Raw genomic sequence first — 21,506 nt, 5'->3', positions numbered from 1 at the left:
GCTTTACAATGTTCGCAAACGCCACAAGGATTGGCGGCCATCTCCCAGATGGCCGTGAAATTGAAACAGCAAGACGGCTATATTTCTATCTTGCAACAAATCGGCCATCTCCCAGATGGCTGTGAATTGAAACCGATTGGCGATACCGGCACTAAAGATGAATTTGCCGGCCATCTCCCAGATGGCCGTGAATTGAAACTCTGATTTCAGGTTTCACGCGTTTTACATCAATGCGGTCATCTCCCAGATGGCCGTGAATTTAAGAACATTCGCATTCGCTACTCTAGAGAAAGCCATTACCGGTTATCCCTTAGATAGCCCTGAATTGACACATTGTAACTAAGAACACTATTAATCTTTATACAAAAAGTAGTAATCATTTATTCCCATTTTAGTTTTTAATGTTCTCTTGTTTTAAAGAACGCGACATCAGGATAACGCTCTTGGGCAAGATTGAGATTAACCATTGTTGGCGCAATATAAGTGAGATTATCCCCCCCATCTAGGGCGAGATTTTGTTCATTTTTGCGTTTAAATTCTTCAAATTTCTTCGCATCATCACATTCCACCCAACGTGCAGTGGCAACATTTACCGTTTCGTAAATGGCTTCCACGTTATATTCCGATTTTAAGCGCGCAACTACCACATCAAACTGTAGCACCCCAACCGCACCAACAATTAAATCATTATTAGTTAATGGGCGGAAAACTTGTACCGCACCTTCTTCGGAAAGCTGCACTAAACCTTTGAGTAATTGCTTTTGTTTGAGCGGATCTTTAAGACGAATGCGGCGGAATAATTCTGGCGCAAAGTTTGGAATGCCAGTGAATTTTAATTCTTCCCCTTGGGTAAAGGTATCGCCAATTTGGATTGTTCCGTGGTTATGCAAGCCGATAATATCGCCTGCATAGGCTTCATCTGCGTGAGTGCGATCGCCAGCCATAAAGGTGAGTGCATCAGAAATCACCACATCTTTGCCGATACGAACGTGGCGCAATTTCATTCCTTTTTCATATTTACCTGAAACAATACGCATAAACGCAACACGGTCGCGGTGCTTAGGATCCATATTGGCTTGGATTTTAAATACAAATCCGGTCAATTTTTCTTCGCTACTTTCTACAATACGTGTATCCGCTTGGCGAGCTTGTGGCGCGGGCGCCCATTGGGTTAAGCCATCAAGAAAATGATCAACACCAAAGTTACCCAATGCCGTTCCAAAGAACACAGGAGTTAGCTCACCACTTAAAAAGAGTGGCAGATCAAATTCATTAGACGCACCTTTCACCAGCTCTAATTCATCGCGTAATTGTTGCGCTAAATCTGAACCTACGGCTTCATCTAACTCAGGATTATCAAGGCCTTTCACCACGCGCACTTCCTGAATGGTATGCCCTTGTCCTGTTTGGTAAAGATAGGTTTCGTCTTTGTATAAATGATACACACCCTTGAAAAGTTTTCCGCAACCAATTGGCCAAGTGATAGGCGCACAATGGATATTTAACACGCTTTCCACTTCGTCCAATAATTCCATCGGATCACGAATATCACGGTCTAATTTATTCATAAACGTGAGAATTGGCGTGTCGCGCAGACGGGTAACTTCCATCAATTTAATGGTTCGTTCCTCCACCCCTTTTGCACTGTCAATGACCATTAAGCAGCTATCTACCGCGGTCAAAGTGCGGTAAGTATCTTCCGAGAAATCTTCGTGTCCGGGGGTATCAAGCAAATTCACCAAGCATTCGTTATAAGGAAATTGCATTACGGAGGTGGTAATGGAAATTCCCCGTTGTTTTTCCATTTCCATCCAGTCGGATTTAGCGTGCTGGGCCGAGCCTTTTCCTTTTACTGAGCCAGCTTTTTGAATGGCATTTCCGTAAAGCAATACTTTTTCCGTAATGGTGGTTTTACCCGCATCGGGGTGGGAAATAATTGCAAAGGTTCTGCGCTTATTAACTTGTTGTGGATAATCGTTCAAAGACATTGTTCTCTAAGTATATCGTCAAAAAAATGGGCTCTATTTTCCCTGATATTTAGCCTATTCTCAATCTTTTATTTTGTCTTTGCACGATTTTTCCCTGAATGAAAAAAAATTAAGCAATCGTTTGCTTCAAAAGGGGAAAAGTGCGGTACAATATGCAACAGTTTTTTCACGAATTAAAAAGAGGCCAAAATGAGCGAGCTAAGTTTAAAAAAAATCTATTCGGGCAAAGTGCGCGATCTCTATGAAATTGACGATAAACGAATGCTGATGGTTGCCACCGATCGTTTATCTGCATTTGATGTAATTTTAGATGATCCCATTCCGCGTAAAGGCGAAATTCTTACCCAGATTTCCAATTTTTGGTTTAACAAATTAGCCTCAATTATGCCGAATCATTTCACTGGCGATACGGTGTATGATGTGTTACCAAAAGCAGAAGCGGATTTAGTCAAAGATCGCGCGGTTGTCTGTAAACGCTTAACGCCGATTAAAATTGAATCTATCGTGCGCGGCTACCTTACAGGAAGCGGCCTAAAAGACTACTTACAAACAGGCACGATTTGTGGCTTGGAATTACCAAAAGGTTTGCAAGAAGCGAGCAAATTGCCTGAACCCATTTTCACCCCGTCAAGCAAAGAAGAAGTGGGCAATCACGACATCAATATCAGTTATGCAGAATGTGAACAATTGATTGGCGCAGAACTGGCAGCCCAAGTGAAAGAAAAAGCGCTAGCCCTTTACAAAGCGGCGGCAGAATATGCACTGACTAAAGGCATCATTATTTGTGATACCAAGTTTGAATTTGGTTTAGATGAAAACGGCACGCTCACCTTAATGGACGAAGTGCTAACGCCAGATTCTAGCCGTTTCTGGTCGGTAGATACCTATCAAGAAGGCGTCAATCCCCCGTCTTTCGATAAACAATTTATCCGCGATTGGCTAGAAAACAGCGGTTGGAATAAAGAACCCCCAGCGCCAAAAGTTCCCGCAGATGTCATTCAAAAAACCGTGGATAAATACCAAGAAGCGTTGGATTTATTGACGAAATAATGAATCTGCAAGCAAATTATTTTTAAGTGCGGTGCTTTTTCGGCTAGAATTTACCGCACGATAATTTGATAATTGAGGTAATATGCGATCTGTTGCAATCGTTGGATTAGGTTGGTTGGGGTTGCCCCTTGCGCGCCATTTAAAACATTTAGGCTGGACGGTAAAAGGCACGAAACGCACGCACGATGAAGTGGAGCAAATGCGTTTAATGCGATTTGAAACCTATCATTTGTTGCTGGAGCCTGAAATTAACGCTGATCCTGATGATTTATCGGTGCTGTTGGCGGTGGACAGCCTTGTCATCAACATTCCGCCAAGTCAATATTTCTTCAATGTGCAGGATTATGTGCAGGGCATCAAAAATCTGGTGAATGAAGCGTTAAATCACGGCGTTCAGCATTTTATTTTTATTAGCTCTAGCTCTGTTTTTCCGATGCAAAATGGGCATTTTGATGAAACGCAGATCCCACAGCCAGACAGTGAAATCGGGCAGGGCTTGCTGGAAATTGAACAATGGTTGGCGGCATTGCCGAATGTGGATTGTGATATTATCCGCTTTGCTGGACTGGTTGGATCAGATCGGCACCCTGTCTATTCATTGGCAAATAAACAAGAAGTACAGCAGGGCAACACGCCAGTGAATTTAGTGCATATTGATGATTGCGCACGCGCCATTCAGCTTTTACTTGAAACGCCAAGCGGACAGCGGTTGTATCATCTTTCTGCACCCCATCACCCGCCCAAAGCACAATATTACGGGCAAATGGCGGAAAAACTGGGGCTAATTGCACCGCACTTTGTATGTTCTTCTGATGATCCTAAGCGGATTATTGAGGGTAATAAAATTTGCCAAGAGTTGGATTTTGTTTATCAATATCCCGATCCAGATTTGATGATCCCAGAGCAAGAAAAATCTCTTTAATATCGCATAGACTTTAAAGGCAATTTCATTGATAATAAGCCGATTTAAAATCACGCAAACGATAACTTAAATAAAACCATAAGGTATTACTATGTCAAACACGATTTTACAAAGCCTTCCAGTAGGGCAAAAAGTTGGGATTGCCTTTTCAGGCGGATTAGATACCAGTGCAGCATTGCTTTGGATGCGTCAAAATGGCGCGATTCCTTACGCATATACCGCAAATTTAGGTCAGCCCGATGAAGAAGATTACAACGCGATTCCACGCAAAGCGATGGAATACGGTGCAGAAAACGCACGTTTAATCGACTGTCGCAGCCAGCTTGCGCACGAAGGGATTGCTGCAATCCAATGTGGTGCATTCCATATTTCTACTGGTGGCGCAACCTACTTCAACACCACGCCATTAGGCCGTGCGGTAACTGGCACAATGTTGGTTTCTGCAATGAAAGAAGATGATGTAAATATCTGGGGCGATGGTAGTACCTTCAAAGGCAACGATATTGAACGTTTTTATCGCTATGGTTTATTAACCAATCCACATTTAAAAATTTACAAACCTTGGTTAGATAACCGTTTTATTGAAGAGCTTGGCGGCCGCCACGAAATGTCTGAATTCTTAATCGCGAATGGTTTTGAATACAAAATGTCGGTAGAAAAAGCCTACTCAACAGATTCCAATATGCTTGGAGCAACGCACGAAGCGAAAGATTTAGAATTATTAAGCCGTGGCATTCGCATTGTAAACCCAATTATGGGCGTGCCATTCTGGCGTGAAGACGTAGAAATCAAACCTGAAGAAGTAACCGTACGCTTTGAAGAAGGCGTGCCAGTGGCGTTAAATGGCAAATCATTTAGCGATTTAGTGGAACTCTTCCTTGAAGCAAACCGCATTGGTGGTCGCCACGGTTTAGGTATGTCAGATCAAATTGAAAACCGCATTATTGAAGCGAAATCTCGTGGTATTTATGAAGCGCCGGGAATGGCATTATTACACATTGCTTACGAGCGTTTACTCAGCGCAATCCACAACGAAGACACCATTGAACAATACCGCATTAACGGTTTACGTTTAGGGCGTTTATTGTATCAAGGCCGTTGGTTCGATCCGCAAGCGTTAATGTTGCGTGAAACTGCGCAACGCTGGGTGGCCCGCGCGATCACAGGGGAAGTTACCCTTGAGTTACGCCGTGGTAACGATTATTCCATCTTAAACACCTCATCTGCGAACAGCACTTATCACCCAGAGCGTTTGAGTATGGAAAAAATTGAAAATGCGCCATTCGATCCATTAGATCGTATCGGCCAATTAACAATGCGTAACTTAGACATTGTGGATACTCGCGATAAATTAGGCATTTACACCCAAACTGGGTTACTCAGCATTTCAAAAGAATCTTTCTTACCGCAATTAAGCCATAAGAAAGATTAATTAAAACCTTGTGAAAATGTGACCGCACTTTTATTACATTGAAAGTGCGGTCATTTTTATTAAAATTTCCGCCTTATTTTGGCTTTTTATCGGTGTTTTATGTCCAGCTTGTTTTCTTTCCTGATTTTAAAACATTGCAACCTTATGATAAGCGTTTCCTAAAAAGATTACGTTCTCGTATTCGTTACTATTTCTATCGTTTGCAATGTTATAAAGAATGTAATCAGTTTGTTCATTTTCTTAATCAGAATCCACAATGGTTGCCTATTTTTAAAAAAGTACCCTATCGCTGCAATGCTGTTTTAAGAAAGTATTGCGATACTCGTTTTAGCAAGAAAGCTCGTATTCAAGCAATCTTAAATAACTTCGAATTAGCAGAAAAATTTTGGGGAACATCCATTGTCGATAAGTTGGCAAAACAAAATCACATTTTATTATCTGAGTTACCTGATGGTTTGAAGCTTTATCTGAACATTAATGCCATAGATCCTTTTGAAGGTTTTTTATCCATTAATATTAAGAATCAGGACAATGAAAGTGTGTATGATTCATCTTTCACTTTTTTATCTCCAAATCAATTATTAATTGCTTCAATTCAAGGACCTAATGAGGAGAATTCTCAACAATTGGTTAAATCAGCAACCAAATCATTACATGGGATTCGCCCGATGTTTATGATTGTTAATGTATTTAAATTATTAAGTCAGCTCTGGGATTGTGAATTAATTGCTATAGCTCATAAGAACCAATCTAAATACCGCTGGAATGATTTTAATCGACTTTTATTCAACTATGACGAATTCTGGCAAGAAAACAATGGAAAGCTGAATACACAGGGTTATTGGGCGTTACCGTTAGAGATTGAGCGTAAGCCTTTGGAAGAAATTCAGAGTAAAAAGCGTTCTATGTATCGTAAGCGCTATGAAATGTTGGATAAACTGGAAACCGATTTAAGCGTAGTATTTAACTAAAAATAAGCCCAAAAGTTACCGCACTTTGGTTTTGTTTTTTACAGAAATTAGAGTGGAAGTTCGGTGGTGTTTTTGACGGTTTTTAGAGCGATTTCAGATTTGATATTTTTAATGCCGATTTCTTTGGTGAGATAACGCATTTTGATGGAATGAAATTCTTCAAGGTCGGAAACAAATAATTTTAGAATAAAATCATAATCTCCCGCCATTAGATGACATTCTGCAATTTGGGGTAGGGATTTCATTTCGAACATAAAGCGTTCGCGGACTTTGAGATCTTCTTCAAAAAATGAACCTAGCACATAAATCACTAGATTGCAGTTAAGTTTTTGCGGATTAAGCAAAGCGACATAATTATCAATCACGCCACTTTGCTCTAATATATTAACTCGGCGTAAACAAGCGGAATTAGATAATCCCACTTCTTTGGCTAACTCGTTATTTTGCAAGCGTCCATTGCGTTGTAATGCTCTTAAAATGCGAGTATCAATATTATCAAACACTTTCTTAGCCATACGTTATCCTTGTGTAGCTTTGTGCGAGATCGATTATAACAAGATAATCCGGGTAAAACTGTGATCTAGGTTATTGTTTGGCAGATTCTTTGCAAAAAAGCACTTGCGTACAATTTGCTTGTACGCAAGTGTATAGACGTTAGGTGTAAAGTGAAACTTGCACAACGAGTAAGATTGAACCTATCACTAGCAAGCATCCAATCATTGGCATCACAAAACGTACCCATTTGTTAAATGGAATGTTGAGCATTTGCAGAGTAACTAGAACAAGTCCTGTTGGAGCAAGGAATAACATTGCGTATTGTCCCCAGTTGTAGGCAGATACAATGATGTGTCTTGGAATGCCCACGGTGTCTGCAAGTGGTGCCATAATTGGCATTGCAAGCACAGCCAAACCAGATGAAGACGGCACAATCAAACCAAGGAAGATGAAAATCACAAGTTGCGCCAAAATAAACACACTACCCGGTACACCAGAAACCAGTTCTGATGCGTAGGCAAGAATGGTGTCGGAAATCATTCCTTCATCAAGTACAAGATTTACCCCACGCGCTAAACCGATGATAAGAGAAACGCCCACAAGTTCTGATGCCCCTTCAGTAAAGGCATTGACGATTTCTTTTTCTTTCAGTTTAGAGATAAACATAATGATAATTGTGATGGTAAGGAAAGAAGCCGCCATTTGTGGGAACCACCAGCCTCCGAACATCACTCCCCAAACCATAATCGGAAACGCAATACAGAACAGCATTAAAATGATTTTTCTGCGCGTGGTGAATTCAATGATCTGGGCTGTATCAATGTTTTTCATATATTTTTGGACAAATTCTTCGCGATCTTCATAGGTGTAAGATGCCGTTGGATCGGCTTTTACTTTTTTGCAGTACCAGTAAAGATAAGCGATAACACAAATTGAGCCGAGAATTAGCCCCACAAATCGCCAAGTAATCCCTTCTGTAAATGGAATACCTGCTGCATTGGAAGCGATCACCACAGAGAATGGATTAATGGTGGAAAATGCCGTTCCCATTGATGCAGCAAGGAAAATTGCCCCTACGCAAACTATTGCATCATAGCCCAGAGCAAGAAATACGGGAACGAGAATAGGATAGAAAGCAACCGCTTCTTCTTCAATACCGCAAGTTGTACCGCCAATAACCATTAGCACAGATACGCAGAAAACAATTAAAAATTCATTGCCTTTGGTGCGATTGGCCAGTGCGGTTAGCCCCGCATTAAAAGAGCCTGTGCGGTTAATCACCCCGATCATTCCCCCTAAGACGAAGATAAAGACCATAATATCTGCGGCATCAATCGTACCTTGCACCATACTGATAGCAATATCTTGCAGGGTTTTAGGATTTTGTTGAACACGTTGATAAGTTCCCGGAATGGCAATCGGTTTTTTGATTGTGCCTTCGGTGAAGTTTGATAATTCAATTTTAATATTCAAATTATCAAGGGATTCTTTGGTGGCTGGTAAAACGGTATCTTCTTGCTGATAAGTTTTTACCACAAAGACATTATTTGCCGAATTATAAGTGAGCTTGGAATAAGAACCGGCTGGAATAATCCAAGTGAGCGCTACAGCAATAATTAAAATGACAAATAAAATTGAAAATGCTGACGGAAAGTTAAAGGTCTTTTTATGTGCGTTTTCCATAATATACTCCTTTATATACAGCAAGTTATGGTAAGAATACGCTTTATACTGAGATAAAGCGTATTCATTGCTCACCTAATAATAGGTGATGTCTTTGGCTTTTGTTGTAATACGCGTACCCGCTTTACCTTTCACAATGTCCACAATATCAGAAAGTGAACCTATCACAGCATCTTTACCCGTATGTTTAACAAAATTCACCGCTGCTTGCACTTTTGGCCCCATTGAACCAGAAGGGAATGGCATTTCTTCGATCATATCTGGTGGCGCAGTGGCAATAGCTTGCTGATTTTCTTTGCCCCAATTTAGATATACCGCAGAAACATCTGTGGCGATGATAAAGAGATCCGCATCTAAATTCTCGGCTAATAAAGCCGAACAGAGATCTTTATCGATTACGGCTTCAACCCCACAAAGATTATGTTGCTCATCATAGTAGGTTGGAATACCACCTCCGCCTGCGCAGATAACAATACTGCCTTTTTCAAGCAACCATTGAACAGGACGAATTTCAAAAATTCGTTTTGGTAATGGACTTGGTACAACACGGCGATATTTATCGCCATCTTGGGCGATTGACCACCCTTTTTCTTTGGCTAATTTATCCGCTTCTTCTTTGGTATAAACTGGCCCAATCGGTTTTGTTGGATTTTGAAATGCAGGATCATTTTTATCCACTTCAACCTGAGAAAGCAAGGTGGCAAACGGCACTTCAAATGGTACAAGATTACCTAATTCTTGTTGAATCATATAACCGATCATTCCCACTGATTCCGCACCCAGTACATCAAGTGGATAAGTTGGCACATCTTTATAAGCCGCGCCTTGTAAGGCTAATAAGCCGACTTGTGGTCCATTACCGTGCGCAATGACCAATTCATTATTAGGCCAAATCTTGGCAATTTGTTCGCACGCAATTCTCACATTTTGCCGTTGATTCTCAGCGGTTAATGGCTCACCGCGGCGGAGTAGGGCGTTGCCCCCTAATGCAATCACTATTCGCATAATATGCTCCTTTTATTCGCTAGGTTAAACTCGCATAAAGCACCGCTTTAATGGTGTGCATACGGTTTTCAGCTTGTTCAAAAGCAATATTCATTGGCGATTCAAATACGTCTTCTGTGACTTCAATACCATTTGCTAATTCAGGATAGGTTTCGGCAATTTGACGTCCTACTTTGGTTTCACTGTTATGGAAAGCAGGTAAGCAGTGCATAAATTTCACTCTTGGATTGCCAGTGCGTTTCATTAATTCTGGGGTAACTTGGTAAGGTAAAAGCAATTTAATACGTTCGCCCCAGCTTTCTAATGGCTCACCCATAGAAACCCATACATCAGTATGCACAAAATCCACATCTTTCACTGCAAGATCAATATCTTCCGTTACGGTAATGCGCGCGCCACTTTCTTGGGCAAATTTTTCGCACATCGCCACTAATTCAGGTTCTGGTAAAAGTGATTTAGGGCTACAAATACGCACGTCCATACCTAATTTTGCGCCGATTAATAATAAAGAATTACCGACATTGTTGCGTCCATCACCAATATAAACATATTTAATTTGAGTGAGTGGTTTATCGCAATTCTCGATCATAGTGAGAACATCGGCGAGCATTTGGGTTGGGTGGAATTCATCGGTTAAACCATTAAATACTGGCACGCCAGCATATTCTGCCAGTTCTTCAACCACAGTTTGTTTGAAGCCACGATACTCAATGGCATCATACATTCGTCCGAGTACACGCGCGGTGTCTTTCATACTTTCTTTATGACCAATTTGTGAAGAAGTTGGATCAATGTAAGTAACATTTGCACCTTGGTCATAAGCGGCCACTTCAAATGCACAGCGAGTGCGTGTTGAGGTTTTCTCAAAAATTAAGGCAATATTTTTACCTTTTAATTTTTGTTGTTCTGTTCCAGCATATTTTGCTCGTTTCAAATCACGAGAAAGATCAAGCAAATAATTAATTTCACGTTCAGAGTGATTAACTAGACTAAGTAAATGTCTATTTTTAAGATTAAACGCCATAATATTTCTCCTTATATGATTGAGAGGAAAGAACTGCATAAAATTATGCAGTGGATACAACACCTTAAGTTGGTATGAATTATAAAAAGAGTGATTTCGAATAGGGTGTGTAATTTACTGTTTGAATGTAAATTTTTCGTACAAAATTCTAAAAAATAAGCAAAATTTATTATTTATTTTCAACAAAAAGCCAAAGGTTTATGTTGTATGGAAATAAAGCAAAAATTCCATGAAAAAGTACCGCACTTTATAAATCACAATGCGAAATGTACATAGCTGTGCTATCATTAGCGCACTTATAAAAACACAATAAGAGAACGAATAACTATGCAGAAAAATCTCGTGATCACCGTTGATGGGCCGAGTGGTGCAGGCAAAGGGACGCTATGTTATGCCTTAGCGCAAAAGCTAGGTTTTGCCTTGTTAGACAGTGGGGCGATTTATCGTGTTACCGCGTTGGCGGCGTTAAAAAAGCAAGTGCCGTTGGATGATGAAGCGGGCGTTGGCACATTTAGCTCGTCATTTAGATGTCGAATTTTTACCTGAAGATAATGAAGTTAAAATTATTTTAGAAGGGGAAGAGGTGAGCCGTCAGATTCGCACGCAAGAAGTGGCAGAGGCAGCGTCTAAAGTAGCGGTATTCCCACAAGTTCGTGCTGCATTATTGCAATTACAGCAAAGTTTTGCCAACGAAAAAGGGCTTATTGCTGATGGGCGTGATATGGGAACCGTGGTTTTCCCCGATGCGCAGGTGAAGTTATTTTTAGATGCTAGCGCAGAAGAAAGAGCGAAAAGACGCTATAAACAGTTGCAAACTAAGGGAATTAGTGGTAACTTTGCACAGATTTTAGCCGAGATAGAAGAACGTGATTTTCGCGATAGAAATCGCCCAATCGCCCCTTTAAAACCTGCTGAGGACGCGTTGTTATTAGACAGCACGGAATTAAGTATTGAGGAAGTGATTGCTCAAGCCCTTGATTATATCCGCCAAAAGGTTGATTTTTAAGGCTTAAATTATTTTCGTCAGTTTATTCAAGGAAGGATAAACATTTATTATCAGCCCCACTTTTTATGGATATAAAGTGGACGTTATTAACTAAATTTAGAAGATTAATTATGTCAGAATCTTTTGCTCAACTCTTTGAAGAATCATTAAAAGACCTTGAAACTCGTTTAGGTTCAATCGTTAACGGTACTGTTGTTGCTATTGAAAAAGGCTTCGTATATGTAGATGCAGGTTTAAAATCTGAAGCGCGTATCCCAGCTGAAGAATTCCAAAATGCACAAGGTGAATTAGACGTTAAAGTTGGCGACGTGGTAAACGTTGCGTTAGACGCTGTTGAAGATGGTTTCGGTGAAACTAAATTATCTCGTGAAAAAGCAGTACGTCACGAATCTTGGATCGAATTAGAGAAAGCTTACGAAGATCAAGCAACTGTTATCGGTTTAATCAACGGTAAAGTGAAAGGTGGTTTCACAGTTGAGTTAAACGGTGTTCGTGCATTCTTACCTGGTTCATTAGTAGATACTCGCCCTGTACGCGATGCAGATCACTTATTAGGTAAAGAATTAGAATTTAAAGTAATCAAATTAGATCAAAAACGTAACAACGTTGTTGTTTCTCGTCGTGCTGTAATCGAATCAGAAAACAGCCAAGATCGTGAAGAGATCTTAGCAAGCCTTGCAGAAGGCGCAGAAGTTAAAGGTACAGTTAAAAACTTAACTGACTACGGTGCGTTCGTTGATTTAGGTGGCGTTGATGGTTTATTACACATCACAGATATGGCTTGGAAACGTGTTAAACACCCAAGCGAAATCGTGAATGTAGGTGATGAAATCACAGTTAAAGTATTAAAATTTGATAAAGATCGCACTCGTGTTTCTTTAGGCTTAAAACAATTAGGTCAAGATCCTTGGGTTGCTATCGCAGAAAATCACCCAGTTGGCAGCAAATTGACTGGTAAAGTAACTAACTTAACAGATTACGGTTGTTTCGTTGAAATTTTAGAAGGTGTTGAAGGTTTAGTTCACGTTTCTGAAATGGATTGGACAAACAAAAACATTCACCCATCTAAAGTAGTTAGCTTAGGTGATACTGTTGAAGTGATGGTATTAGAAATCGATGAAGATCGTCGTCGTATTTCTTTAGGTTTAAAACAATGCAAACCTAACCCATGGTTACAATTTGCTGAAACACACAACAAAGGCGATAAAGTTACTGGTAAAATCAAATCAATCACTGATTTCGGTATCTTCATCGGTCTTGAAGGTGGCATCGATGGCTTAGTTCACTTATCTGACATTTCTTGGAATGTACCTGGTGAAGAAGCAGTTCGTAACTACAAAAAAGGTGACGAAGTTTCTGCCGTAGTTCTACAAGTGGATTCTGCAAAAGAGCGTATCTCTTTAGGTATCAAACAACTTGAAGATGATCCATTCAATAACTTCATCGCAGCAAACAAAAAAGGCGCAATCGTAAGTGCTAAAGTTGTTGAAGCAGATGCAAAAGGCGCTAAAGTTGAATTAGACGGTGGTGTTGAAGGTTATATCCGTGCAGCTGATTTAACAAGCGAAGTTGCAGCTGGCGATGTTGTTGAAGCAAAATACACCGGTGTAGATCGTAAAGCGCGTTTAGTTCACTTATCAGTGAAAGCGAAAGATCAAGCTGAAGAAGCGGCAGCAGTTGCAAGCGTGAATAAAGAAGAAGTAGTTATTCCAAACGCAATGGCTGAAGCATTCAAAGCAGCTAAAGGTGAATAATTTTAGTTCCCTTTAAAGTTGGCGTGGGGAAACTCACGCTAACTTCTTGATAGTTAGGAGAATATTATGACTAAATCAGAACTCATTGAAACATTAGTTCAACAACATCCTTCTATTTCAGTTAAAGATGTAGAAAATGCAGTAAAAGAAATTTTAGAGCAAATTGCACAAACCTTGGAAAATGGAGAGCGTGTTGAAGTTCGTGGTTTTGGCAGTTTTTCACTACATTTCCGTCAGCCTCGTGTAGGACGTAATCCTAAAACGGGTGCAAAAGTTGAATTAGACGCAAAATCTGTACCGCACTTTAAAGCGGGTAAAGATCTTAGAATGCGTGTAGATGCTCAAGCATAATAGTCAGCTAACTAAACGGCACCTTTTGTGTCGTTTTTTGTATTTATATAAATCTTTTGGAGTGCGTAATGATTAAGTATATTTTTGGTTTTATTATTTTACTCGCCGTTGTGCTTGTTGCTATCACCATTGGGGCGAATAATGATCAAGTCATTACCTTTAATTATATTGTTGCTCAAAGCGAATTACAGCTTTCCACGTTAGTGGCTATCTTATTTGGTTTTGGCTTGCTGTTAGGTTGGTTTATTACTGGCTTTTTCTATCTCAAATTAAAACTAAAAATATGGGATTAGCACGCAAGGTAAAACGCCTTTCCGCACAAGTTACTGAATTAACATCAAGCCGAGATAAGGCTCCACAATAATGCTTGAACTGCTTTTTCTACTGCTTCCTATTGCCGCAGCTTATGGGTGGTATATGGGGCATCGTAGTGCGAAAAAGGATCAGGAAGAAATCACCAACAAATTATCCCGTGATTATGTAACGGGGGTGAATTTACTTCTTTCTAATCAGCAAGAAAAAGCAGTTGATTTGTTCTTGGACATTCTACAAAAACAAGAACAAGAAAATGAAATTGAACAAAGTTCACAATTTGAAGCCGAACTCACCTTAGGAAATTTATTCCGTTCCCGTGGCGAAGTGGATCGTGCATTACGAATTCACCAAGCCTTAGATCGTAGCCCTAATTATAGTTTTGAACAAAAACTGCTTGCCAAACAACAGCTTGCACGCGATTTTATGACCGTTGGCTTTTTTGATCGTGCCGAAGCATTGTATATCCTTTTGGTTGATGAGCCAGATTTTGCGGAAAATGCATTACAGCAACTGGCAGTCATTTACCAAAAAATGAAAGAATGGAAAAAAGCCATTAATGTGGCGGAAAAACTTGCCAAAATTTCACCGCACTTTGATCCTATCCCCTTGGCACATTATTATTGTGAATATGCCCAAAGCCTTGATGCTGAGCAAAAAAAAATGGCTACGGCACTTTTACAGCGCGCTTTAACCGTTTATCCAAACTGTATCCGTGCGTCATTATTACTTGCGCAAAATGAAATATTGCAACTGGATTATCAAAGTGCGGTAAAAAAAGAAAATATTTTGCAGCAAAACCCCACTTACATTGGTGAAGCACTGTCGGCTTTAAAATATTGCTATGAAGTATTACATCAGCAAGATAATTTTGAGCTTTTTCTCATTAAAGCGAGCCAAGTGTGCAAAAGCAGTGCCGTTGATCTTGCTTTAGCTGATTTTATTGCAGAAAAAGATGGCCTTGTAGCAGCGCAAGCAAAACTTTATCAACAGCTCACTCAAAATCCCACAACAATCGTTTTTCATCGCTTTATTCAATATCAAATTGAAAGTGCCGAAGCAGGACGCGGTAAAGAAAGCCTCGAGTTACTCTCAAAAATGGTGGGAGAGCGGATTAAACAAGGTTTTGATTATCGCTGTACGAATTGTGGTTATCAAACAAATAAATTGATTTGGTGCTGTCCTTCTTGCCGTCAATGGGAAAGCATCAAACCAACGCCAGATATTGAATATAACTAAACTAATGAGGACGTGAAAATGAGCAGTAAAGTGATTGTTGCCCTAGATTATGAAAAAGAAGCGCAAGCGCTTGCCCTTGTCGATCAACTTGATCCAAGCCAATGTCGCTTAAAGGTGGGAAAAGAAATGTTTACCACCCTAGGCACTAATTTTATTAAACAGCTACACAGCCGTAATTTTGACGTTTTTCTTGATCTCAAATTTCACGATATTCCTAACACAGTAGCAAGAGCGGTGCGTTCTGCGGCAGATTTAGGCGTTTGGATGGTCGATTTACATGCCAGCGGCGGTTTACGAATGATGGAAGAAGCCAAAAATATTCTCGAGCCTTATGGCAAAGATGCACCGATTTTAATTGGCGTTACCGTACTAACCAGTATGGAAGATCTTGATTTGCTACAAATTGGCATTAACGCGTCGCCAATGGAGCAAGTGATTCGTCTTGCCAATTTAACCCAAAGAGCAGGGCTTGACGGTGTGGTATGTTCGCCACAGGAAGTAGAAATTTTACGCGCACATTGTGGTAAAGATTTCAAACTGATTACCCCAGGTATTCGCCCGATTGGTTCTGATTTCGGCGATCAACGCCGTGTAATGACTCCAGCAGCGGCAATTCAAGCGGGCTCTGATTATTTGGTTATCGGTCGCCCAATTACGCAAGCTGAAAATCCAGCAGAAGTGCTACGTGCGATTAATGCGTCTATTGTGGGGTAATATGTTAGAAAGTACCTTAGTTTATTCCACTGAAACAGGCCGAATCAAAGCAGAAAAACCACAGCCTGAACGCGCTAAAGGCGATGGCATCGTTCGTATTGAGCGCCAAGTGAGCGGAAGAAAGGGCAGTGGTGTTAGCGTAATAAAAGGCTTAGATTTGCCCGATGATGAATTGAAAAAATTAGCCGCTGAACTGAAAAAACGCTGTGGCTGCGGTGGATCGGTAAAAAATGGATTGATTGAAATTCAAGGCGAAAAACGAGAGTTACTCAAACAATTATTAGAGCAAAAAGGCTTTATTGTGAAGTTAGCAGGGGGATGATGATTCCCCCCTTTATATTCCATTGAATAAGATAATTTTGACTATTTGCTATATTTTATCCTTTGGTTTACTCACCATAATCTCAATAACTTGTCGATCGGTGTATTGCATACTGCGTGAAGCAATGTTGCAAAGGTTATTAATTGAACGATCGATACAATGTTCTACAATACCCTCGTTGCCGGTAACTTGCATATTATCCAATGCCATTAGCACCGCTTTATAACTTGAGGTTACACTGGTGGATACTTTCATTGCACAGCTATTTGCTGCGCCATCACAAATAATGCCGCTAATATCGCCAATCATACTGCTGATTGCCATACTTACGGTTTCAAATTTGCCCGTAAGCAACCAAGCAATGCCCGCACAACTACCCATTGCTGCGGTGGTCGCTGCACATAATGCGGAAAGTTTTGGCAGTTTGCTGTGGATATAAATCGCCATTAAGTGCGAAAGAAATAACGCACGGGTGAGTTGTTCATCAGTGGCGTTAATATGTTTTGCGACTACCACAACAGGCATTGTCGCTGCAATCCCCTGATTACCAGAGCCAGAATTACTCATTGCAGGCAGATTTGCGCCCCCCATTCTCGCATCGGAGGCGGCGGTGGTTTCGATAATAATGCGGTTCATTAAATCATCACCGAGCAATCCCGTGGCAATTTGTTTTTGCAATGTGCGCCCAATATGCAAGCCATAATCTTGCCGTAAGCCCTCTTGTGAAAGGGCTGAATTTAGCCTTTCAGCTTCATCAATAAATTTAATCTTGGCCAGATCCACTTGGGTGGAAAAATCAAAAATCGCTTTCGCTGAAAGCGCGGTGAAAATTTCGTACAAATTTTCACTTTCTACCGCGCAAGGTTTGGTGAAAATCACCTGATCATTTTTGGCAATATAAATCACATTGGTATGATGTGCTGCAATGCGCACGCACACTTTGTCCTGCTGATGAAAAAGCGTAGCTTCAGAATACAAAATATGCTCCGTTTCAAAAATTGAAACGGAAACTCTATCTTCCTTGATCATTTGTTTCGCTTGTTCGGTTTGTTCTGGCGTGATGTTTTTTAACACTTCCAATCCAGCATTAGGATCGCCACCAATCGCCCCGATGGCCGCAGCCATCGTCAGCCCTAAAGTTCCCGTCCCTGGTACAGTTACGCCCATTCCATTTTTCATTAAATTTGGTGAAACTTTTGCTTCAATACGCTCAGGCATTGCGTTTAAATATTGTCGTGCGGTTGCCGCTGCTAAAGCAAGGGAAATGGGTTCGGTGCAGCCTAAGGCTGGCACAACTTCTTGTTTTACAATATCTAATAGGGCTTGTTCGGTATCTGCTTGAAAATTCATAATGTTCCTTTATTTTGCTGTCGGTAATTATTTCTGTTCAGCGAGCCATTTTTTCATTCGCTCTACGCCCTCGCGTAAATGGGCAATCTCTCTGGTGTAAGCAAAGCGGAGATAGTGCTTGGTGCCATTTTCCCCAAAATCGATCCCTGGGGTAGCCGCCACTTGAATTTCAGCCAGCATTTTTTTCGCAAATTCATAACTATCTTGCGTGTAATCAGACACATCAGCCCAAAGATAAAATGCCCCTTGTGGTTTAAATTCGATCTTGAATAAGGCTTTTAATTCATTATACAGAAAATCTCGCCGTTCTTGGAAAATGCCTTTAATTTCATCAAGATAATCATAATCAAAGGCCGCCAGCGCCCCGTATTGGCTCAATGTGGGCGCAGAAATAAAAATGTTTTGCGCCACAATTTCCGCTTCTCTTGCCTTTTCTTCTGGCACGATAATCCAGCCTAAACGCATTCCCGGCATACAAAAATACTTAGAAAACCCGTTAATCACATAGGCATTCGGATTAAATTGTAAGGCAGTCGCAGCTTGCTCATCATAAACCAAGCCGTGATAAAGCTCATCGGAAATAAAAGCAATTTGGTTAGCAATGCAATATTCATTCAGCGCTTGCAGACGTTCAGGCGTATAAATATTGCCCGTTGGATTGGCGGGTGAAGAAATTTGCAAGGCTTTAATTTGGCGATTTTCAAGCTGTTGTGGTGCAAGCTGATAACAATCTTGCTTATCGATAGGGATAAATTCAGGCTGAATATCCATCATATAAGCAAAATTTTTATAGCACGGATAAGCAGGATCTGTCAGCCCCAGTTTATCCCCTTGATTAAGGGTTAAGGCATAGGCGACAAGAAATGCGCCACTTGTACCGGGGGTAAGAATAATGCGATGCGGCGCAACCTCCACTTGATAAGTGCGGTGGTAAAATTCACGAATTTTTTCACGCAATGCGGGCAAGCCAAGGCTTTCTGTATAACTAAATTGATTGTCTTCAATGGCTTGTTGCAAGGCTTGCTTGACTTTCGGTGATGGCGGTAAATCAGGTTGGCCAATTTCAAAATGAATGGCATTAGGGTATTTCGCCGCTTCACGCACAATATCCATCACAATAAATGCCGACATATTTTCACAACGCATTATTTTTCCTTTTTGCCTATCTTAAGATTCTCTTAATATTTCTTTGTTTTAATGTTCCCAACAAGACAGCCGTCTTGTCATTTGAAAGGAGTTTAACAATGAAAAAACTTAGTTTAGCAACAATTTTACTATTATCAACTGCTAGCCTTGTGGTTAGCGCAGAGAATTTACCAGCAGCCAATCAACAAGCTGCCGCAGTGGAACAAAAAGCGCAAATCGTACCAGATGCGGAAAAAGCAGAAAAAGCGCATAAAAAGCATCATCATAAACATAAAAAAGAGCACAAAAAACGCGGTGGATTTGTTGATCCAGCTAATCCACAATCGCAAACCAAGGATAAAAAATCCTTTGCGAATAATTTACCTGTAAGCCAAATTAGCGAGCAAGCAACTTGGAAAGATGATCAACGCATTGTTTTACAAGGAAATATTGTTAAACAATTAAGCAAAGATGATTTCTTATTCCGCGATAAGAGCGGTGAAATTGAAGTGGAAATTGAGCCGCACGCGTGGCGTGGCAAAACGATCACGCCAAATGATGAAGTGAAAATTCTTGCGGAAGTGGATAAATCCGATAAAAAATTAGAATTGGAAGTTCAACGCGTTGCAAAAATGGCAAAAAGTAATTAATCGCGAAAAGATTCCATTCGCAAATTTATCTTTTTAGGCTAAACTCAATGGGCATTTTGCTCATTGGGTTTATGTGGTAAATGGGACAAGATGGCATTATTTACTTCAACATAAAAGGAAAATCAAATGTTTACCGTAGAAAACCTGATCGCCCAAAGCCAGCCTTATTGGGATAATTATATCCAACATTCCTTTGTGCAGCAGCTCGCCACAGGTCGCCTGCCACGCCAATGCTTTCAACATTATTTACAGCAAGATTATCTCTATCTCTTTCAGTACAGCCGTGCATTATCGCTAGGTATTTTCAAAGCGGATAATTTTGCTGAAATTCATACCGCACATCAAGCTAATGATTTGTTATTAAAGGAAATTCAGTTGCACATCGCATTCTGTCAAGAATGGAGCATTTCCGAGCAAGATCTGCAAAAAGCGCCAGAATCCACCGCTTGTGTGGCTTACACGCGTTATGTGCTGGATTGTGGCATCAAAGGTGGGCTTGCGGAACTTTATACTGCCCTCGCGCCTTGTATGCTGGGCTATGCGGCAATCGGTAAAATGCTCGGCTGCCAAGCGCCAACCCCGAATAATCCTTATCAGAAATGGATCGATACTTACGCCGCACAAGATTTTCAACAAGCTGCGGCGGAGTTTAGCGCAATGCTCAACGGATTATTTGAAAATGTTTCAGCAAAACAACAGCAACAATTACAACATATTTTCACCACGGCGACACGAATGGAAATTGACTTTTGGCAAATGGGGCTGGATTTAAGCTAACTAAAGTGCGGTTAAAATTATGCGAATTTTATTAATTGAAGACGATCCTTTAATCGGTGATGGGCTTAACATTGGGCTCGGCAAATCAGGTTTCAGTGTCGATTGGTTTCAAGACGGTGAAAGCGGTATGCAAGCCTTGGCTTCCGCCCCTTATGATGCCGTGGTGCTCGATCTCACCTTGCCGAAAAAAGACGGCTTGCAGGTGTTGCAACAATGGCGTAAAGCCAATCAAGATGTGCCTGTACTTATTTTAACCGCACGAGATAGCTTAGAACAACGCATTGAAGGTTTGCAACTCGGGGCGGACGATTATCTCGGCAAGCCCTTTGCTCTCGGTGAAGTGGTCGCTCGCTTACAAGCGCTCATTCGCCGCCGTTATGGGCAAACACAATCGCTTCTCACCCACGGTGCGGTGAGCCTTGATCTGGGGCAACACAAAGCCTTTTTGCGTAATCAAGAAGTTTCGCTTACGGGGACGGAATACAAGCTACTTGAACTGTTTATGCACAACAAAGAGCGGGTGCTTTCTCGCAGATTTATTGAAGAAAAACTCTATACTTGGAACGATGAAGTGAGCAGCAATGCGTTGGAAGTGCATATTTACAATTTACGCCAAAAGCTCGGCAAACCGTTTATTCGCACGGTACACGGCGTAGGCTATGCCCTTGGCACAATCGAGGAATAAAATGAAACCGCGTAGCTTACGTCTTCGTCTAATTCTCATTCTTTCCCTGTTAGCCAGTGCAATTTGGCTGGCTTCTACTGCGATTGCGTGGTCGGCAGCGCGTAACCAAGTAAACGAAGTCTTTGATACACAACAGATTTTATTCGCCAAACGGCTAGCCACTTCGCATTTAAGAAGTATTTTAATTGAACGCTACCGTCCCGAAGGAAAAAATTATCGCCAAAAGCCACCGCACTTTCGCAAAAGAAAAAATTACGATGATGATGCCCTTGCCTTTGCAATTTTTAATCACGATGGTGAAATGCTGCTAAGTGATAGTGAAAACGGCAACAATTTCATTTATGAACCGAAAAGGGGCTTTAATAACACCACCTTGCAAGGTGATGACGATGAATGGCGAATTTTTTGGCTGCCCGCGGCGGAAGGCAGATTAATGATCGCCGTGGGACAAGAGCTGGAATATCGCCAAGAATTAGTCGAAAAAATGGTGCTAGGTCAAATGTGGATTTGGTTTGCTAGCCTGCCTGTGTTGCTTGCCGTGATCATTTGGGCCATTAGCCGCGAACTGTCTATATTGCGCAATGTGAGCGAACAGGTGAGCCAGCGTAGCCCTGATGATGAACAACCGCTCGACACGCAGCAAGTGCCAAA

General features: G+C 41.0%; 21 protein-coding genes and 2 pseudogenes. 16 read left to right on the top strand and 7 right to left on the bottom strand.

The window, feature by feature from the left end:
- Positions 1–204 (top strand): hypothetical protein (locus C3Z13_RS11730; RefSeq protein ID WP_181022049.1); only part of this gene is annotated, 204 nt, incomplete at its 5' end.
- 194 nt (positions 205–398) lie between these two features.
- Here the strand turns inward: C3Z13_RS11730 and prfC are convergent.
- Positions 399–1,988, bottom strand: coding sequence for a peptide chain release factor 3 (prfC, locus tag C3Z13_RS09590; protein WP_103855770.1), 1,590 nt, complete (start codon positions 1,986–1,988; stop codon positions 399–401).
- A gap of 189 nt (positions 1,989–2,177) precedes the next feature.
- On the opposite strand from prfC, the gene C3Z13_RS09585 reads away from it, so the two are divergent.
- From C3Z13_RS09585 to C3Z13_RS09570, 4 genes are all read left to right on the top strand, one after another.
- Entirely contained in the window at positions 2,178–3,038 is an 861-nt protein-coding gene (locus C3Z13_RS09585; protein WP_103855769.1) for a phosphoribosylaminoimidazolesuccinocarboxamide synthase, read from the top strand.
- A gap of 82 nt (positions 3,039–3,120) precedes the next feature.
- Positions 3,121–3,960 carry an SDR family oxidoreductase gene (locus tag C3Z13_RS09580; protein ID WP_103855768.1) on the top strand — a complete coding sequence of 280 codons (840 nt, stop codon included), beginning with the start codon at positions 3,121–3,123 and terminating at the stop codon, positions 3,958–3,960.
- Between the two features lie 91 nt (positions 3,961–4,051).
- Positions 4,052–5,392 (top strand): argininosuccinate synthase, encoded by a 1,341-nt coding sequence (gene argG, locus C3Z13_RS09575; protein WP_103855767.1) that lies wholly within the window; start codon positions 4,052–4,054, stop codon positions 5,390–5,392.
- A gap of 92 nt (positions 5,393–5,484) precedes the next feature.
- Complete coding sequence (locus C3Z13_RS09570) at positions 5,485–6,363, top strand: VirK/YbjX family protein (protein WP_245872622.1); 879 nt, start codon at positions 5,485–5,487, stop codon at positions 6,361–6,363.
- A 47-nt stretch (positions 6,364–6,410) separates the two neighbouring features.
- On the opposite strand, the gene C3Z13_RS09565 is transcribed toward C3Z13_RS09570, so the two are convergent.
- The 4 genes from C3Z13_RS09565 to C3Z13_RS09550 form a co-directional block, all read right to left on the bottom strand.
- Entirely contained in the window at positions 6,411–6,878 is a 468-nt protein-coding gene (locus C3Z13_RS09565) for an Lrp/AsnC family transcriptional regulator (protein ID WP_103853147.1), read from the bottom strand.
- 139 nt (positions 6,879–7,017) lie between these two features.
- Positions 7,018–8,541 (bottom strand): YfcC family protein, encoded by a 1,524-nt coding sequence (locus tag C3Z13_RS09560; protein WP_103855766.1) that lies wholly within the window; start codon positions 8,539–8,541, stop codon positions 7,018–7,020.
- Positions 8,542–8,616: 75 nt separating this feature from the next.
- Positions 8,617–9,546 carry a carbamate kinase gene (gene arcC / locus C3Z13_RS09555; RefSeq protein ID WP_103855765.1) on the bottom strand — a complete coding sequence of 310 codons (930 nt, stop codon included), beginning with the start codon at positions 9,544–9,546 and terminating at the stop codon, positions 8,617–8,619.
- A gap of 19 nt (positions 9,547–9,565) precedes the next feature.
- On the bottom strand, positions 9,566–10,570 hold the full coding sequence (locus C3Z13_RS09550; protein WP_103855764.1) for an ornithine carbamoyltransferase: 1,005 nt from the start codon (positions 10,568–10,570) through the stop codon (positions 9,566–9,568).
- Between the two features lie 327 nt (positions 10,571–10,897).
- Here C3Z13_RS09550 and cmk point away from each other — a divergent pair.
- From cmk to yciH, 7 genes and pseudogenes are all read left to right on the top strand, one after another.
- Positions 10,898–11,576, top strand: a pseudogene (gene cmk, locus C3Z13_RS09545) ((d)CMP kinase).
- A gap of 110 nt (positions 11,577–11,686) precedes the next feature.
- Positions 11,687–13,330: a 30S ribosomal protein S1 gene (gene rpsA / locus C3Z13_RS09540; protein ID WP_103853142.1), complete on the top strand. Its 1,644-nt coding sequence runs from the start codon at positions 11,687–11,689 to the stop codon at positions 13,328–13,330.
- A gap of 66 nt (positions 13,331–13,396) precedes the next feature.
- Positions 13,397–13,681 carry an integration host factor subunit beta gene (locus C3Z13_RS09535; protein WP_103853141.1) on the top strand — a complete coding sequence of 95 codons (285 nt, stop codon included), beginning with the start codon at positions 13,397–13,399 and terminating at the stop codon, positions 13,679–13,681.
- A 68-nt stretch (positions 13,682–13,749) separates the two neighbouring features.
- Positions 13,750–14,045, top strand: a pseudogene (locus C3Z13_RS09530) (LapA family protein).
- Positions 14,045–15,232 (top strand): lipopolysaccharide assembly protein LapB, encoded by a 1,188-nt coding sequence (gene lapB / locus C3Z13_RS09525; RefSeq protein WP_103855763.1) that lies wholly within the window; start codon positions 14,045–14,047, stop codon positions 15,230–15,232. The pseudogene C3Z13_RS09530 and the gene lapB overlap by 1 nt, the downstream one beginning before the upstream one ends.
- 18 nt (positions 15,233–15,250) lie before the next feature.
- Positions 15,251–15,946 (top strand): orotidine-5'-phosphate decarboxylase, encoded by a 696-nt coding sequence (gene pyrF, locus C3Z13_RS09520; protein ID WP_103855762.1) that lies wholly within the window; start codon positions 15,251–15,253, stop codon positions 15,944–15,946.
- A gap of 1 nt (position 15,947) precedes the next feature.
- Complete coding sequence (yciH, locus tag C3Z13_RS09515; protein ID WP_103855761.1) at positions 15,948–16,268, top strand: stress response translation initiation inhibitor YciH; 321 nt, start codon at positions 15,948–15,950, stop codon at positions 16,266–16,268.
- 48 nt (positions 16,269–16,316) lie between these two features.
- Here yciH and C3Z13_RS09510 read toward each other — a convergent pair whose 3' ends face one another.
- Together C3Z13_RS09510 and C3Z13_RS09505 are read right to left on the bottom strand one after the other, a co-directional pair.
- Positions 16,317–17,618, bottom strand: coding sequence for an L-cysteine desulfidase family protein (locus C3Z13_RS09510; RefSeq protein ID WP_103855760.1), 1,302 nt, complete (start codon positions 17,616–17,618; stop codon positions 16,317–16,319).
- A 27-nt stretch (positions 17,619–17,645) separates the two neighbouring features.
- Positions 17,646–18,764: a pyridoxal phosphate-dependent aminotransferase gene (locus C3Z13_RS09505; RefSeq protein WP_103855759.1), complete on the bottom strand. Its 1,119-nt coding sequence runs from the start codon at positions 18,762–18,764 to the stop codon at positions 17,646–17,648.
- Between the two features lie 98 nt (positions 18,765–18,862).
- Between C3Z13_RS09505 and C3Z13_RS09500 the strand changes: the two genes are divergently transcribed.
- The 4 genes from C3Z13_RS09500 to C3Z13_RS09485 all read left to right on the top strand — a co-directional run.
- A complete protein-coding gene (locus C3Z13_RS09500) occupies positions 18,863–19,393 on the top strand; it encodes a YgiW/YdeI family stress tolerance OB fold protein (protein WP_103855758.1) in 531 nt (176 codons plus the stop codon).
- Positions 19,394–19,519: 126 nt separating this feature from the next.
- Positions 19,520–20,170 (top strand): thiaminase II, encoded by a 651-nt coding sequence (gene tenA / locus C3Z13_RS09495; RefSeq protein WP_103855757.1) that lies wholly within the window; start codon positions 19,520–19,522, stop codon positions 20,168–20,170.
- Positions 20,171–20,189: 19 nt separating this feature from the next.
- The gene (locus C3Z13_RS09490) at positions 20,190–20,855 is read left to right on the top strand and encodes a response regulator (RefSeq protein ID WP_103855756.1); all 666 of its coding nucleotides are present in this window, start codon (positions 20,190–20,192) and stop codon (positions 20,853–20,855) included.
- 1 nt (position 20,856) lies between these two features.
- Positions 20,857–21,506: sensor histidine kinase N-terminal domain-containing protein (locus C3Z13_RS09485; RefSeq protein ID WP_245872621.1), on the top strand; the 650-nt coding region annotated here is incomplete at its 3' end.

Source organism: Avibacterium endocarditidis, from assembly GCF_002921145.1.
In the GTDB taxonomy this organism is placed as follows: Bacteria; Pseudomonadota; Gammaproteobacteria; order Enterobacterales; family Pasteurellaceae; genus Avibacterium; species Avibacterium endocarditidis.
The sequence above is the reverse complement of the archived record's forward strand: the minus strand, read 5'-3'. Positions and strand labels throughout refer to the sequence as shown.